This is a genomic window from Micromonospora sp. NPDC005215 (assembly GCF_040607915.1).
Lineage (GTDB): Bacteria > Actinomycetota > Actinomycetes > Mycobacteriales > Micromonosporaceae > Micromonospora.
This window is the reverse complement of the sequence record NZ_JBEXHQ010000087.1, coordinates 1-15874: the sequence shown is the minus strand read 5'-3', so window position 1 is coordinate 15874 and position 15874 is coordinate 1. Positions and strand designations below refer to the sequence as shown.

Annotated in this window: 12 protein-coding genes and 1 pseudogene; 12 read left to right on the top strand and 1 reads right to left on the bottom strand. The window is 72.2% G+C overall.

What is annotated here, in order from left to right:
- The first annotated feature begins 156 nt into the window (after positions 1–156).
- Entirely contained in the window at positions 157–1029 is an 873-nt protein-coding gene (locus ABZU25_RS33800) for an LLM class F420-dependent oxidoreductase (protein ID WP_355033427.1), read from the top strand.
- Between the two features lie 133 nt (positions 1030–1162).
- Positions 1163–1590 (top strand): annotated as a pseudogene (locus tag ABZU25_RS33795) (serine/threonine-protein kinase); the annotation flags it as partial.
- Between the two features lie 209 nt (positions 1591–1799).
- Here ABZU25_RS33795 and ABZU25_RS33790 read toward each other — a convergent pair.
- Complete coding sequence (locus ABZU25_RS33790) at positions 1800–4061, bottom strand: catalase (protein ID WP_355033426.1); 2262 nt, start codon at positions 4059–4061, stop codon at positions 1800–1802.
- 184 nt (positions 4062–4245) lie between these two features.
- Here ABZU25_RS33790 and ABZU25_RS33785 point away from each other — a divergent pair, with 184 nt between their 5' ends.
- The 10 genes from ABZU25_RS33785 (at position 4246) to ABZU25_RS33740 (ending at position 15715) form a co-directional block, all read left to right on the top strand.
- On the top strand, positions 4246–5136 hold the full coding sequence (locus ABZU25_RS33785; protein WP_355033425.1) for an alpha/beta hydrolase: 891 nt from the start codon (positions 4246–4248) through the stop codon (positions 5134–5136).
- 136 nt (positions 5137–5272) lie between these two features.
- On the top strand, positions 5273–6058 hold the full coding sequence (locus tag ABZU25_RS33780; RefSeq protein ID WP_355033424.1) for an ATP-binding cassette domain-containing protein: 786 nt from the start codon (positions 5273–5275) through the stop codon (positions 6056–6058).
- A 58-nt stretch (positions 6059–6116) separates the two neighbouring features.
- Positions 6117–6839: an ABC transporter ATP-binding protein gene (locus tag ABZU25_RS33775; protein WP_355033423.1), complete on the top strand. Its 723-nt coding sequence runs from the start codon at positions 6117–6119 to the stop codon at positions 6837–6839.
- Positions 6840–6869: 30 nt separating this feature from the next.
- The gene (locus ABZU25_RS33770; protein ID WP_355033422.1) at positions 6870–7748 is read left to right on the top strand and encodes a branched-chain amino acid ABC transporter permease; all 879 of its coding nucleotides are present in this window, start codon (positions 6870–6872) and stop codon (positions 7746–7748) included.
- Positions 7745–8842, top strand: coding sequence for a branched-chain amino acid ABC transporter permease (locus ABZU25_RS33765; protein WP_355033421.1), 1098 nt, complete (start codon positions 7745–7747; stop codon positions 8840–8842). The genes ABZU25_RS33770 and ABZU25_RS33765 overlap by 4 nt, the downstream gene beginning before the upstream one ends.
- 84 nt (positions 8843–8926) lie before the next feature.
- Positions 8927–10213 carry an ABC transporter substrate-binding protein gene (locus tag ABZU25_RS33760; protein WP_355033420.1) on the top strand — a complete coding sequence of 429 codons (1287 nt, stop codon included), beginning with the start codon at positions 8927–8929 and terminating at the stop codon, positions 10211–10213.
- 348 nt (positions 10214–10561) lie between these two features.
- Positions 10562–11173: a TetR/AcrR family transcriptional regulator gene (locus tag ABZU25_RS33755; RefSeq protein ID WP_355033419.1), complete on the top strand. Its 612-nt coding sequence runs from the start codon at positions 10562–10564 to the stop codon at positions 11171–11173.
- Positions 11174–11236: 63 nt separating this feature from the next.
- Complete coding sequence (locus ABZU25_RS33750; protein ID WP_355033418.1) at positions 11237–14023, top strand: AAA family ATPase; 2787 nt, start codon at positions 11237–11239, stop codon at positions 14021–14023.
- Positions 14024–14084: 61 nt separating this feature from the next.
- Positions 14085–15233 (top strand): acyl-CoA dehydrogenase family protein, encoded by a 1149-nt coding sequence (locus ABZU25_RS33745; protein WP_355033417.1) that lies wholly within the window; start codon positions 14085–14087, stop codon positions 15231–15233.
- Between the two features lie 17 nt (positions 15234–15250).
- Positions 15251–15715, top strand: coding sequence for a MaoC family dehydratase (locus ABZU25_RS33740; protein WP_355033416.1), 465 nt, complete (start codon positions 15251–15253; stop codon positions 15713–15715).
- Positions 15716–15874 lie beyond the last annotated feature (159 nt).

Here is a 15874-nt window from a genome sequence, read left to right as displayed (position 1 = left end):
TGTTCGAGGACAGCGGTCAGAACCGGCCGCAATTCCACAGGTGTCGAGTCGACAACCCTTCACGTAAAGTGCGGCCAGAAGGACACCCTTCGTCTTTGCCCCCAGCCTCGGGGCCGTTAGGACTTACTCGTCTAGGCTCGTTGCGGAGGTGCCGACATGAAGCTCGGGCTGCACTACTGGAACTACTCGACCCCGGCCGATCCGACCGCGATCGCGCCCACGTTGGCGCAGGCGGCGACCACCGCCGAGCAGGCCGGCGTCGCGTCGTTCACGGTGATGGACCACTTCTTCCAGATGGACGCGGTGTTCGCGGCCGAGGAGCCGATGCTGGAGGCGTACACCACGCTGGCCTACGTCGCGGCGAAGACCCAGCGGATGACGCTGGGCGTGCTGGTCACCGGTGTGATGTACCGGTACCCGGGGTTGCTGGCCAAGACCGTGACGACCCTCGACGTGCTCTCCGGCGGCCGGGCCCGCCTCGGCATCGGCGCCTCCTGGTACGAGCGGGAGCAGCTCGGGCTGGGCGTGCCGGTGGTCCCGGTGGCCGAGCGGTTCGAGCGGCTGGAGGAGACGCTGCGCATCTGCCTGCAGATGTGGAGTGACGATGACGGCCCGTTCGACGGACGGCACTACCGGCTCGCCGAGACCATCAACTCCCCCCAGCCGTTGAGCCGCCCGCACCCGCCCATCATGATCGGTGGCGGGGGCGAGAAGAAGACGCTGCTGCTGGTGGCGCGCTATGCCGACGCCTGCAACCTGTTCGGCCGCGGCGGTGCCGACGACGTGGCGCGCAAGCTGGATGTGCTGCGCGGGCACTGCGCCACCGAGGGCCGCGACTACGACACCATCGAGAAGACGGTGGTGGCCCACCGTTCGCCGCTGGACGACACCGACGCGTTCCTCGCCGAGGTGTCCGACTACGCCGCGCTCGGTGTGAGCGAGGTGCAGGTGACACCGGATCGGCACCCTGTCGAGTTCGCCCAGCGGCTCGGCGACGAGGTGCTGCCACGGTTGACAGACATCGGCTGACTCCGCGACGACGCGGCGGGTGGCCACTGTGAACACATGGCCAATTCCTGATGAGGCAGATCACATAAGCGTCGGCTCCGACTGCCCAAAATTGTTCGCACGGCGCGCCAGGTAGCCTCTCCGGGTGCCGCAGATGTTACCGCTACTTGTTACCGATCGGCATGACGTCGTTGGGCTTCTCGGCCAGGGCGGAATGGGTCGAGTGTGGAAAGCCCGCGACCGAATGCTGCAACGGGACAGGAATTGCGGATCCGGTCACTTCGGGAGGCTCGGGCGATCGCGCAGCTCGACCACGTCAACGTCGTCCGGGTCTTCGACGTGCTGCTGAGCGGCGACGGTGATCCGCAGATCGTGATGGAGTACGTGCCGTCCCGTTCGCTGCACGACGCCATCACCACCGGCGGCCCGATCCCACCGGTGCGGGCGGCTGCCATCGGGCTGGCCGTGCTCGGCGCGCTCCGCGCCGCCCACCGCGCCGGCATCATGCATCGCGACGTCAAACCCGCGAACATCCTCGTCGGCGCGGACGGCCGGATCGTGCTCACCGACTTCGGCCTGGCCGTCGACCAGAGCACCGCGGTCGGCGCGCCGATCGAACAGCGCGGCTGCGGCGCCGCTACGAACGACCTGCGCTGGACCCGGAGTTGACGGCGAGAGCCGGACCGAGGCTGCTGTTCCGCGGGTCGGGACGCACCACGAACGCGCAGGCCCCGGGATTGCCCGAGGGGCTGCCCTCCCGGTGCGGGGGAGGGCAGCCCTCGGCATGCGGGTCAGGCGACAGTGGCGGGGAACCTCTCCCACACCCGGTGCGCGGCCATCAACTGCTGCACGGCGGCCAGCGCCTCGGCACCCGAATCCGCGGTCACGACGCCGGGCGTGCCGGCCACCCCGGCCTGCTCCAGCACTGTGACGCCAGCGCCCCAGGCGCCAACCGCCTTGGCGTGCCGCCAGCACTCCTCGACGAGGAGCAGCACGCGGGGATCGACGGCGGCCGGCCCCGGCCTACCCGCCTTGGCGTCGCGGGCGGGGAGAGCATCCGGGGCGGGCGCCGGCGCTCCGGCCAGCAGGACCGCGTCGAACTCGACGGACCGGCCGGTGGCGAAGGTGCGCTGCACCGGCAGGTCGCCCACCATGCCGCCATGCGGGGCGATCAGCAGCGGCACCATGCCGGCGTCAAACACGGCCCGCCGGACCTCGTCGACGCCGTCCAGGTCACCGTCGGGGTCGACGACGATGCCGATCATCCGACCGTCACTCGGCCACTCCCGGCCGACCTGCGACAGCGCCGGGCTGGGCGTGACGTCGGCGAGCGGTACGGTCGGCTGCGGGGCGGGCAGACCCAGCCCGGTGGCGACCTCCGCGCAGAGCACCGGGTCGATGTTGGCGAGGCACTGGAGCTGGCGCTCCTTGATCGCCTGGTGGTAGCACTTGCCCAGCTCGAAGGTGTACGCCCGGATGATGTGCTCCTTCTCGACCGGCGTCATGCTCGACCAGAACAGGCGTACCTGGCTGTAGTGGTCGTCGAACGAGGCCGGGTTGGCGCGTACCTTCGGCGCCTGCGCGACAGTGACCGGCACGTCGACGAACGCGTGCTCGGCGTCCCCGGCGGGGAACGGGTTGCCGCCGTCGAGTGAGTTCGGCCGGTACGGGGCGACGCCGGCGTGCACGGCGTGCTGGTGGAAGCCGTCGCGCAGCATGTCGTTCACGGCGGCGTGCGGGCGGTTGATCGGGATCTGCGTGAAGTTGGGCCCGCCCAGGCGGGTGAGCTGCGTGTCGACGTAGGAGAAGAGTCGGCCCTGCAACAGCGGGTCGTTCGTCACGTCGATGCCCGGCGGCAGGTGGCCCAGGTGGAAGGCGACCTGCTCGGTCTCGGCGAAGAAGTTCGTCGGCGTCCGGTTGAGCACCAGCTTCCCGATCGGCTGCACCTCGGCCAGCTCCTCCGGGACGATCTTCGTCGGGTCCAGCAGGTCGATGCCGTCGAAGGTCTCCTCCGGGGTGTCCGGGAAGACCTGGATGCCGAGCTCCCACTCGGGGTACGCCCCGGCCTCGATCGCGTCGTAGAGGTCGCGCCGGTGGAAGTCCGGGTCGATGCCCCCGAGCAGCTGGGCCTCCTCCCAGGTCAGCGAGTGCACGCCCAGCTTGGGCTTCCAGTGGAACTTGGCCAGCACCGTCTCCCCGGCCTCGTTGACGAGGCGGAAGGTGTGCACACCGAAGCCCTCCATCGTCCGGTACGAGCGCGGGATGCCCCGGTCGGACATGTTCCAGATGGTGTGGTGCTGCGCCTCGGTGTGCAGCGACACGAAGTCCCAGAAGGTGTCGTGGGCGCTCTGTGCCTGGGGGATCTCCCGGTCCGGGTGCGGCTTGCCGGCGTGGATGATGTCCGGGAACTTGATCGCGTCCTGGATGAAGAAGACCGGAATGTTGTTGCCGACCAGGTCGAAGGTGCCCTCGTCGGTGTAGAACTTCGTCGCGAAGCCGCGGGTGTCGCGGACCGTGTCGGCCGAACCCCGCGAGCCGAGCACTGTGGAGAAGCGCACGAAGACGTCGGTCTCGTGCCCCTTCTTGAGGAAGCCGGCCCTGGTGACCGCCTCGGCGGTGCCGTACGCGGTGAACACACCGTGCGCACCGGCGCCCCGGGCGTGCACCACACGCTCCGGGATGCGCTCGTGGTCGAAGTGCGTGATCTTCTCGCGTAGGTGGTGGTCCTGGAGCAGCACCGGGCCGCGCGGGCCGGCCTTGAGCGAGTGGTCGGTGTCGCGCAGCCGCGCCCCGTTCGCGGTCGTCAGGTAGGCGCCCTGCTGACCCTTCGCGGTCGGCGGCGCTCCGGTCTCCGCGCCGGTCGGCGTCCGCGTCTGCGGTGCCCCCTGCTCCGGCTTCGGTGGCAGCGGGTCGTGCGGCGTCGTCGGCTCCGCGAGGGGCGGTGGCGCGCTCCCCGGCGCACCGGGGACATCCGGGGTGAGGGCGTCGGCGATCTTTCCTGAGGCGGTCTTCACGGCGTTCTTGACCGCCTCGGCGGGCTTGCTGGAATCCACTGAATGAACCTCTCCATGGCGCGTGTGCGGGCCGGCGCTTGCCCTGCTACCCCTGGTCAGAGGGTCGAAACACGACCGATCCCGGCAACCTGCGCCGGAACTGGTGATTTCGCCGATGCGCGGACCGGTGGACCGGCCAAAACTGACGTACGTCGATATCCCTCGACCCTAGGGAGTGCCCGACGTGTCCTCACCAACCACCACCCGTCCCCGTTCCGTCGCAGCCCGGCTCGCGGTGGCCGCCGTCCTGGTCGCCGGTGGCGTACTCGCCGGCCCGACCGGTGCCGCCCAGGCCGCGGGCCCGTACGAGCGGGGCCCCGCCCCGACCACCGCGATCCTGGAGGCCAGCCGCGGCCCGTTCGCCACCGCCTCGCAGAGCGTGTCGTCGCTGAGCGTCACCGGCTTCGGCGGCGGCGTCATCTACTACCCGACAAGCACCAGCGAGGGCACCTTCGGCGCCATCGCCATCTCGCCCGGCTACACCGCGGCCTGGTCCAGCATCAGCTGGCTGGGGCCGCGGCTCGCCTCGCACGGGTTCGTGGTGATCGGCATCGAGACGAACAGCCGGCTGGACCAGCCGGACAGCCGGGGCCGGCAGTTGCTCGCCGCGTTGGACTACCTCACCCAGCGCAGCTCGGTGCGTACCCGGATCGACAGCAGTCGACTCGCGGTGGCCGGCCACTCGATGGGCGGCGGGGGCACCCTGGAGGCGGCCTCGTCGCGGCCGTCGTTGCAGGCCGCGGTGCCGCTCGCACCGTGGAACACCGACAAGAGCTGGTCCGAGCTGCGGGTGCCCACGCTGATCATCGGTGGCGAGAGCGACACCGTCGCGCCGGTCTCGTCGCACTCGGTGCCGTTCTACAACAGCATCCCGGCGTCCGCCGAGAAGGCGTACCTGGAGCTGAACGGCGCGAGCCACTTCTTCCCGCAGACGACGAACACGCCGACCGCCCGGCAGATGGTGGCCTGGTTGAAGCGGTTCGTCGACGACGACACCCGCTACGAGCAGTTCCTGTGCCCCGGCCCGAGTGGTTCGCAGATCGAGGAGTATCGCAACACCTGTCCCAGCGTCTGAGCGTGGTCGCGGGGCGGTCGCCGGTGGCGACCGCCCCGTCGGCGGGTACGGCGAGGTATCGAAGGTCTTGACGCGATACCCGAGAAACGTACACTGCGAGTGTAAATAAACACCCGCCACGACAGAGGGATGGGTGATGGAGCGCGGCCTCGAACTGCACCACATCGGCGTCCGTTTCGGCGGCCTCACCGCCCTCGACGACGTGTCCCTGCGGGTGCCACCCCACCGGGTGGTGGGCGTGATCGGGCCCAACGGCGCCGGCAAGACCACGCTGTTCAACGTGATCTGTGGGTTCGTCGCTCCGGAGACGGGCTCGCTCACCCTCGACGGCCGACCGCTGCGACCACTGCCGCACCGGCTGACCCGGCTCGGCATCGCCCGGACCCTCCAGGGGACCGGGCTCTTCGCCGGTCTGACCGTGCTGGAGAACGTGATGACCGGCGCCTCGCACACCGCCCGGGCGGGCTTCGTCCCGGCGCTGCTCGGGCTGCCGGCCAGCGACCGCGACGAGCGCCGGCTGCGTCGGCACGCCCTGGACATCCTCGACGACCTGGGGATCGCCGAGCACGCCGAGGCCGCGCCGACCACCCTGCCCTTCGCCGTACGCCAGCGGGTCGCCCTGGCCCGCGCGCTCGCCGCCCGGCCCCGGCTGCTGCTGCTCGACGAGCCCGCCGGTGGCCTCGGCGGCGACGACATCGCCGAGCTGGCCGAGCTGGTCCGGCAACTTCCCCGGCGCGACGACGACCCCTGTGCGGTGCTGCTCGTCGAGCACCACATGGACCTGGTGATGGCGGTCTGCGACGAACTCGTGGTGCTCGACTTCGGCCGGGTCATCGCCGCCGGCACCCCGGACGAGATCCGCGACGACCCGGCGGTCACCGACGCCTACCTCGGTGCCACCGTCGAGGAGGTCGCCCCGTGAGCGCGAGGAGTGAGCCGGGTTTGCGAGCCCCGCAGTCGCGATCGAAAGGCGGTAGGGCGTGAGCGCGACCGACCTGCTCGTCGTGCGCGGGCTGGTGGCCGGTTACGGTGCCGCGCCCGTGCTGCGGGCCATCGACCTCACCGTCGCGGCCGGCACCATCGCCGCGGTCGTCGGCGCCAACGGCGCCGGCAAGACCACCCTGCTACGCGCGCTCTCCGGCATGATCCGCCCGGCCGCCGGCCAGGTGCTCCTCGCCGGAGAGGACCTGCGCGGTACGCCGGTGGAGCAGCTCGTCCGACGCGGCATGGCGCACGTCCCGGAGGGGCGGGGCGTGATCAGTGAGCTGACTGTCGACGAGAACCTGCGGCTCGGCGGGTTGTGGCGGCGCGACCGGGCCGACGCGGGGCGCGCCCTCGACGAGGTCTACGAACTCTTCGAGCCGCTGGCCCGACGCCGCCGGCACCTCGGCCACCAGCTCTCCGGCGGTGAGCGGCAGATGCTCGCGCTCGGCCGGGCCCTCGTCGGCCGACCCCGCCTGCTGCTGCTCGACGAGCCGTCGCTCGGCCTGGCGCCACGGGTCGTCGCCCGGACCATGGCCCTGCTCCGCCAGCTGCGCGACCGCACCGGCCTGACCGTCCTGCTGGTCGAGCAGAACGTGCGCAGCGCGCTCGCCGTCGCCGACCAGGGCGTCGTGATGTCCCTCGGCCGGGTGGTGGTCGCCGCCCCGGCGGCGCAGCTGCGCGACGACGTCGACCTGCGCCACGCGTACCTCGGTTTCTGACCACCACCTCGTCCCCCGGAGGGAGGACTGTTGGACCGCTTCGTCTTCCTCACCATCGACGGCCTGTCCCGGGGCGCGGTGTACGCCGCGTTCGCGCTGGCCCTGGTGCTCATCTGGCGGGCGGCGCGGGTCGTCAACTTCGCCCAGGGCGCGATGGCCGTCGCCGCCGCCTACGTCGCCTACACCGTCAGCACCGCGACCGGCTCCTACTGGCTGGGCTTCGTGGTGGCGATCGTCGCCGGGCTGCTGCTCGGCGCGCTTGTGGACCGCGTCGTGATGCGGCACGTCGACCACGCCGCACCGCTCAACCCCGTGATCGTCGCGCTCGGGCTGGTCCTGTTGATCCAGGCCGTGCTGGGCATCGTGTACGGCAACGAGTTCCGCCCGGCCGAGGCGCCGTTCAGTCGGTCCGCGCTCACCGTCGGCGGGGTGGCCGTGCTGTCGCCGTACGACCTGTTCGTCTTCGCCACGATCGCGGTGGTGGTCAGCGGCCTGGCCTGGATGTTCGCCCGTACCCCGGTCGGGTTGCGGATGCGCGCGGCGGCCTTCGCCCCCGAGGTGTCCCGGCTGCTCGGGGTCAACGTCGGTGGCATGTTGACCCTCGGCTGGGCACTGGCCTCCGGGGTGGGCGCGCTGGCCGCCATGCTGGTCCTCCCGACCGAGCTGGGCCTGCACCCGCACGCGATGGACCTGGTGTTCGTCTCGGCGTTCACCGCGGCGGTGGTCGGTGGGCTGGACAGCCCACCGGGGGCGGTGGTCGGCGGCCTGGTGGTGGGTCTGCTGCTCTCCTATGTGAGCGGTTACGCCGGCAGCGACCTGACGCCGCTCGCGGTGCTGGTCCTGCTGCTGGCGGTGCTGCTGGTCCGGCCCGGTGGGCTGTTCGCCCCGGTCGCGGCGAGGCGGGTGTGAGCGCCACGAGGGCGGCAGTGCCGCCGAAACAGCAGCTCGTCGACGTGGGCCGACCCGTCGACCGGCGACGCGGCTCGACAGTGCTGCGCCACCTCGCGATCGTGCTCGTCGTCGGGCTGCTGCTGGTCGGGGTCAGCTACGCCGTCGAGCCGTTCCGTAACTTCCAGCTCGCCACGGTGGCCGCCTACCTCTGCGCGACCGCCGGCCTGACCGTCCTCACCGGACTCAACGGTCAGCTGTCGCTCGGGCACGGCGCGTTGATGGCCACCGGGGCGTACACAGTGGCGCTGTGCCAGAACGCGTTCGCCGACCGGGGGCTGACCGGCGGCTGGCTGTTGCCGCTCTCGCTGGGCGCGGCGATCGTCAGCACTGTCGCGGTCGGCGCGGTGGTCGGGGTGGCGGCGGCCCGGCTGCGCGGTCCCTACCTGGCCGGGGTGACCCTCGCGGTGGCCGTCGTCGTGCCGGCGCTGGCCGTCACCTTCGACGGCGTGTTCAACGGCGAGCAGGGGCTGTCGGTGCCGGTGGAGCCGCCGCCGATGTCGCTCGGCCCGTACTTCCCCTACGAGCGGTGGCAGCTCTGGCTCACCGGCGCGGCCACCCTGCTCGCGCTGCTGCTGCTGGCCAACCTCATCAGCAGCCGGTACGGACGTACCTTCCGCGCGGTGCGGGACGACGAGGTGGCGGCCCGTCTCGCCGGCATCCACGTGGCCCGTACCCAGGTCCTCGCGTTCGTGGTCAGTGCCGCCACCGCCGGGCTCGGCGGCGCGTTGCTGGCGGTGCTCGCGCAGAGCGTCTCGCCCGGGGCGTTCTCGCTGACCCTGTCGCTGTTCCTGCTGATGGCCGTGGTGATCGGCGGTCTCGGCCGGCTCACCGGCGCGCTCTGGGGGGCCGTCCTGCTTGTCGCCCTGCCCGACCTCACCCACTCCGCGACCGAGCTGCTCACGCTCTCGCCCGCGGTGGCGCAGCGGCTGGAGGGAAACCTGCCGCTGGCGATCTTCGGCCTCACCCTGATCGTCGTCATGATCGCCGCACCCGGTGGCGTACAGGGACTGCTGTCCCGTCTTGGTCGGCGCCTGCGGGCCCGGCGTTCCTGAGCTGCTCCGTGCCCGGCCCCGGTCGGGCGTTCCACCACCCACACCGTTCCCTCAGAACCGGACCGAGAAAGGTCGGTGTTCTCCATGCACCGTTTGGCACAACGTGGTCTCGCGATCGCCAGCACCATCGCCCTGTTGGCCGCCGCCGCTGGTTGCAGCGGGGACGACGGCTCCGGTCCCGGCGGGGCATCGGTGCCGGGCGTCACCGACACCGAGATCGTCGTCGGCACCCACATGCCGCTGACCGGGCCGGCCTCGGCCGGCTACTCGAAGATCGCCCCCGCGACGAAGGCGTACTTCGACTACGTCAACGCCAACGGCGGCGTGCACGGTCGGAAGATCACCTACAAGATCATGGACGACGGCTACAACCCGGCGAACACCCAGCAGGTGGTGCGCCAGCTCGTCCTGCAGGACAAGGTCTTCGCCGTCCTCAACGGTCTCGGCACGCCGACGCACACCGGGGTGCTCGACTTCCTGAAGAGCAACCGGGTGCCGGACCTCTTCGTCGCCTCCGGCAGCCGCAGCTGGGACCAGCCGGACAAGTATCCCGGCACGTTCGGGTTCAACCCGGACTACACGGTCGAGGGCAAGATCCTGGCCACCTACGCGAAGGCGAACCTGGCCGGCCAGAAGGTCTGCTTCCTCGGCCAGGACGACGACTTCGGCCGGGACAGCCTGGCCGGTGTGGAGAAGGTGCTCGGCGCTGGGGCGGTCGCGGTCAAGCAGACCTACGTCACCAGCAACACCAACGTGGCGCCGCAGATCGGCGCGTTCAAGGCGGCCGGGTGCCAGGTCGTCGTGCTCGCCACAGTGCCCGGCTTCACCGCGCTCTCCGTCGGCACCGCCGCGCGGCTGGGCTTCAAGGCGCAGTGGCTGGTCTCCAACGTCGGCGCCGACCACCCGACCCTGGCCAAGCAGCTCGGCGCCGCCGCCCCGCTGCTGGAGGGCATGGTGGGCACCAACTACCTGCCGATGCAGAACGACACAGCGAACCCGTGGATCCAGCTCTTCACCAGGATCAACAAGGAGCACAACGGGGACGCGCCGTTCGACGGCAACACCGTCTACGGCATGTCGGTCGGTTACCTCTTCGTGCAGACGTTGCTCGCCGCCGGTAAGGATGTCACCCGGGAGAAGGTGCTGGAGGCCGTGCAGAAGGGCGGCTTCCAGGGCCCCGGGCTCGTGCCGCTGCGCTTCTCCGCCAAGGACCACTCCGGGTACGGCGGTCAGCGGCTGAGCCGGGTGAGCGGGGGAGTGCAGAGCTACTTCGGGCCGGCGTACGAGACCGACGAGGCGGACGGGCCGGTCAACGAGTACACCGCCGCCCCGGCCGTGCCACCGGCGAACGGGGTGCCGACCGTCTCCTGAGGACCCGTACCTCCGCCGCCCGACCGGGCGTGGTCTCCGCGTGACCACGCCCGGTCGGACGGCTGCGCGCGGTCCGACGACGCGGTGTGCCGGGCGTTGGTCCGAGGCGTTGACCGACACCGATCAGCGCTCCTACTATTTGCACCGTGAATGCATATTCGGGCCGGCTCGTGGATCGGGTCGCCGTCACGTGGAGCACCGGGCGGACCGTCGTCTGTGACGGTGGCGTCGCGCTGACCGGTCGGGCCGGATGAGCACGCCGGCGGTCGGCCCGGGTTCGCTGATCACCGCCTGTCTAGACTCGGCGGTGCGTCGGGAGGCGCCGTGGCGGTGAGAGGGCGGGGACGGATGGACGGGGTCGAGGTCGCGAGCCGGGTCGACGGGCGTACCGCTCGGGCCGAGCGCACCCGGGCGGCCATCGTCGAGGCTCACCTCGCGCTCATCGGCGAGGGGGACCTGCGCCCGACCGGGGAACGTATCGCCGAGCGGGCCGGCATCTCGCTGCGGACGCTCTGGACCAACTTCAAGGACATGGAGACGCTCTTCGAGGCCAGCGGCGCGGAGGTGCTCCGCCAGCAGGACGCCGCCTATCGGCCCATCTCGCCCCGGTTGCCGCTGGCGAAGCGGGTCGACGCGTACTGCCGGCAGCGGGCCCGGCTGCTCCAGCTCATCGCACCGTCGGCGCGGGCCGCCCAGATGCGCGAGCCGGTCTCCGACCAACTGCACCGCAACCGCCTCAAGCACATCGACCGGGTGCGCGAGGAGGTCGAGGAACTATTCGCCGCCGAGCTGGCCCAGGCCGGTCCTGGTCGGGAGCAGCTGCTCAGCGCGCTGGTGGCGGCGAGCATGTGGCCGGCCTGGTCGATGCTGCGCTACGGCCTCGGGCTGGGCGTGGACCAGGCCCGTGCCGTGATGACCCGGACGGTGGGTGCGCTGCTGGCCGAGGTCGCTGTCGACTGATTCCGGCTCGGCCCGATATCGCCCCTCTTTCCATTCGGTTACCGATGAGTGACACTGGCAGGCATGGTTACTGCATCGAGAGTGCAACTAACCGTGCTGCATGGCCGGGACGACGAGTGCCGCGCCGTCCGGTGCCTGCTCGACGGCGTGACAAACGGTGGCGGTGCCCTGCTGCTGCACGGTGAACCGGGCTCAGGCCGCACAGCGCTGGTCGGCCACGCCCACCGCTACGCCGAGGACTGCGCCGTGCTCGCCGCGAGCGGACTGGCCGAGGAGGCCGCGCTGCCGTACGCGGGTCTGCAACGACTGCTCGACCCGGTGCTGCACCACGCCGTGGCCCTGCCAACGCCGCAGCGTGACCTGCTCCGGCGGGCACTGGGCGGGGACGGTTGCCCGGCCAACCGCCGGCTGGCCCTGTCGATGGCCGTGCTCGGGATGCTCGCCGACGCGGCACGGGACCGTCCGCTGCTCGTCACCATTGACGACGTCGACCGGGGCGACCCGCTGACCGGGCAGGTGCTGGCGTTCGTGGCCCGCCGGCTGCGGCGTCTACCGGTTGTCGTCCTGCTCACCGCGGACGTCGGGGTCACTGTCGACGGGGTACCGGCGCACCGCCTCCGGCCGCTCGACCAGCGCAGCAGCGTCGCCCTCCTCACCGACCGGCTACCCGAGCGGCCCGCCGCGTCGGTGGTGACCGCCCTGGCCGCGATCGGCGGCGGCAATCCGCAGGCACTGGTGGACCTCGCCGAGGTGCTCAGCCCGGCACAGTGGCGGGGCGAGGAGCCGCTGCCGGCCTCGCCGCCGGAGGACGGTGCGCTGGGCCGCGCGTACCGGGCCCGACTGGATCGGTTGCCGCCGGACACCCGGCGGATGCTGCTGCTCGCCGCGCTCGACCAGGATGGTGCGCCGGGCACGCTGATCCGGGCCGCCGGAGCTGCCGGCACCGAGGTCGAGGCGCTCGCTCCGGCGGAGGTCGCCGGCCTGGTCCGCGTCGAGCCGCAGGGCGTCACCTTTCCGCAGCCGTTGGTTCGCACGATGATCGCGGCCAGCGCGCCACTCGCCGAGCGCCGCGCCGCACACCGGCTGCTCGCCGGGGTGCTGGTCGCCGACGGGCAGCGGCTGCGCCGGGCGATGCACCTCGCCGCCGCCACGGCAGGCGCCGATCCGGCCCTGGCCGCGGAGCTGGAGGAGGCGGCCTCGGGCGGAACCGGCGGCTGGGCCGTCGCCTCGGCGGCGCTGCGGTGGGCCGCCGACCTCAGCGATCATCCGGCCCAGACGGCTGCCCGGCTGGTGAGCGCCGCCCACTATGCCTGGATCGGCGGGCAACCCGAGGTGGCCCGGCTGCTGCTCGACCGCCTGCGCGCGGTGTCCACGGACCCGGCCGTGCGGGGGCGCGCCGACCTGCTGCGCGGTGAGTTGGAGCTGCGGTGCGGCGCGGCGTCAGATGCGTCGGCCCGGCTGCTGGCCGCGGCCGGAGCGGTGGCCGACACCGACCGGGCGCTGGCGTTGTCCGGGCTGGTACGAGCCGGCGAGGCGGTCTGCTTCGCCGGCGACCAGTACCGGTACGCCGAGGTCGGCCGGCGGGCGCTGGCCCTGCGGCGGCCGACCGACCCGCCGGCGATGGAGCTGATGGGCAGCCTGGTCGCCGGCGTGGCGGCGACCCTGCGGGGCGACCACGAGCGGGCCGGCCCCACGCTGCGCCGCGCCGTCGTGCTGGGTGCCCGGTTGAGCGGGTCGGCGGTGACCCCCACCGCGCTCACCTGTGCGGCGGCGGCCGGCCTGGTGGTCGCCGTGGACGGCGCGGCGCACCGGCTCGCCGAGCGTGCCGTCGCGCTGGCCCGGGATCGGGGCGAGTTGTCCATGCTGTCCCGGGCACTGGAGTTGCAGGCGATCGCCGAGTACTGGCAGGGCCGACACGAGGCGGCGGCCGAGACCTCCCGCGACGGGTTGCGGGTCGCCCGCGCCACGGGCCAGGTCAACTGCGCCAACGTCCACCTGGGCATGCTCGCCGTGCTCGCCGCGATCCGGGCCGACCGCGACACCAGCCTGCGGCAGATCCGTGAGATCGGCGAGCGGCCGACGCCGGGCAGCCGTCCGCACGCGCTCGCCGGGTGGGCGCTGGCGGTGCTCGACCTCATCGAGGGACGGCACGCCGAGGCCGCGGACCGGCTGGCGTCGCTGGCCCGGCTCGGCACCGGCCGAGGTCAGGTTCTGGTGCAGGTGATGGCGACGCCGTATCTGGTGGAGGCGGCGGCGCACCTGGCACACCGACCGGCGGCCGCGGCCGCGCTCACCGTGTTCGACAGATGGGCCAGCAGCACGGCGAGCCCGCTGCGTCGGGCCCTGTCCGCCCGGTGCCACGCGCTGCTCGCCCCCCGGGGCAGTGCCGAGGCGGAACGCCACTTCCAGGCGGCGCTGCGACTGCACCCGACGGAGGCCGGCACGTTCGAGCTGGCCCGGACCGAGCTGCTCTTCGGCCAGGAACTGCGGCGCAGCCGACGCCCGCGCGACGCGCGTACGCACCTGCACCAGGCCCGGGAGATGTTCACCCTGCTCGACGTGGCGTGCTGGGCCGAGCAGGCCACCACGGAGCTGCGGGCCGCCGGGGAGTCGGTCGGTCCGCCGGACCTGCCGGCGGCGCGACTGCTGACCGGCCAGCAACTGCGGATCGCGGAGCTGGTCGCGGAGGGCGCCACCAACCGGGAGATCGCGGCCCGGATGTTCCTCTCGATCCGCACTGTCGACCATCACCTGCGCAACGTGTTCCACCGCCTCGGCATCCGCTCGCGGACCGAGTTGGCCCGCGCGTTCGCGGGCGAGCGGCACGCCGGCCTGGCCTCCGACCGGTGACCGGTGAGCCGTCGATGGTCCGCTCTGGACGGCATAAACTATCACCGCTAGTTTGAAGGCCATGGACCTCACCCTCTCCGCCGAGCAGGCCGCGGTCCGCCAGTTGGCCGCCGAGTTCGCCGACCGCGAGCTGGTGCCGCACGCCGCCGCCTGGGACCGGCGCGAGTCGGTCGACCCGGCCATCGTCGGCATGCTCGGGGACCTGGGCTTCCTGGGGCTGACCATCGCCGAGGGCGACGGTGGTTCCGGCGGCGACCACCTCGCGTACTGCCTGGTCCTGGAGGAGCTTGGCCGGGGCGACTCGGCGGTGCGGGGCATCGTGTCGGTCTCACTCGGGCTGGTCGCGAAGTCGATCGCCGCCCACGGCTCGGCCGAACAGCGGGCCGAGTGGCTGCCCCGACTCTGCGCCGGCACCGCGCTCGGCTGCTTCGCGCTGACCGAGCCGGACAGCGGCTCGGACGCGGCCGCGCTGCGGACCCGCGCGGTCCGCGACGGCACCGACTGGCTGCTCACCGGCACCAAGACGTTCATCACCAACGGCACCACCGCCGACGTCGCGCTGGTCTTCGCCCGCACCGGCGGCCCGGGGCACCGCGGCGTCACCGCGTTTCTGGTGCCCACCGACAGCCCGGGGCTGGTCCGCCGGGAGATCCACGGCAAGCTGGGCCTACGCGGCCAGGCCACCGGCGAGCTGCGCCTCGACGAGGTACGCGTCCCCGACGCGGCCCGCCTCGGCGCCGAGGGCCGCGGGTTCCGGCTGGCCCTGGCCACCCTCGCCAAGGGCCGGATGTCGGTGGCTGCAGGATGCGTCGGCATCGCCCAGGGCTGCCTCGACGCGGCGGTCGGCTACGCCGGGCAGCGCACCCAGTTCGGCAAGCCCATCGCGGGGCACCAGCTCGTCCAACAACTGCTCAGCGCCATCGCCGTGGACACCGCCGCCGCCCGGCTGCTGGTGTGGCAGGTGGCCGACCTGATCGACCGGGACCAGCCGTTCGCCACCGAGGCGTCGATGGCCAAGCTCTTCGCCAGCGAGGCCGCCGTCCGCGCGGCCAACAACGCGGTCCAGGTCTTCGGCGGGTACGGCTACATCGACGAGTACCCGGTCGGCAAGTACCTGCGCGACGCCCGCGTCGCCACCCTCTACGAGGGCACCAGCCAGATCCAGCAACTCCTCATCGGACGCGCGCTCACCGGCGTCAACGCCTTCTAGTCTCCGGGAGACCTGACATGAGAGTCTTCAGCTCGTTCGAGGAACTGGCCACCGCGGTCGGCGAGACCCTCGGCCCCGGTCCGTGGGAGCGGATCGAGCAGAGTCGGGTCGACCTCTTCGCCGACGCCACCGACGACCACCAGTGGATCCACCTCGACCCGGTCCGGGCCGCGGCGGGGCCGTTCGGCGGGACCATCGCCCACGGGTACCTGACGCTGTCGCTGCTGCCGGCGCTGGCCGGTCGGCTCTACCGGGTGGAGGGGGTGGCGATGGGGGTCAACTACGGGCTGAACCGGGTGCGCTTCCCCGCCCCGGTGCGGGTCGGCGCCGCCGTCCGGGCCGCTGCCACCATCGCCGAGGTGTCCCCGGTGACCGGCGGCGTGCAGGTGGTCGCGACGGTCACCGTGGACAGCGACAGCGGCGGCAAGCCCGTCTGTGTGGCCGAGACCGTCAGCCGGCTCTACCGCGCGACGGACTCATGACCGTCTAGCTCGGGGCTCTAGACGAGTAAGTCCTCACTCGGGACGGGGCTGCGGACGCAGCGAAGGGCGCTCGTCATCCGCGTTGGCTGCCCGCCATCTCGATGTGCTGGTGAGCGGTATACCTCAGAGGTATGAATATGACTCTGAGGTATACCGCTC

Coding starts and splice junctions, on each gene's coding strand:
- ABZU25_RS33800 (WP_355033427.1), top strand. CDS start 157: ATGAAGCTCGGGCTGCACTACTGGAACTACTCGACCCCGGCCGATCCG.
- ABZU25_RS33760 (WP_355033420.1), top strand. CDS start 8,927: ATGCACCGTTTGGCACAACGTGGTCTCGCGATCGCCAGCACCATCGCC.
- ABZU25_RS33750 (WP_355033418.1), top strand. CDS start 11,237: ATGGTTACTGCATCGAGAGTGCAACTAACCGTGCTGCATGGCCGGGAC.
- ABZU25_RS33740 (WP_355033416.1), top strand. CDS start 15,251: ATGAGAGTCTTCAGCTCGTTCGAGGAACTGGCCACCGCGGTCGGCGAG.
- ABZU25_RS33755 (WP_355033419.1), top strand. CDS start 10,562: ATGGACGGGGTCGAGGTCGCGAGCCGGGTCGACGGGCGTACCGCTCGG.
- ABZU25_RS33745 (WP_355033417.1), top strand. CDS start 14,085: ATGGACCTCACCCTCTCCGCCGAGCAGGCCGCGGTCCGCCAGTTGGCC.
- ABZU25_RS33780 (WP_355033424.1), top strand. CDS start 5,273: ATGGAGCGCGGCCTCGAACTGCACCACATCGGCGTCCGTTTCGGCGGC.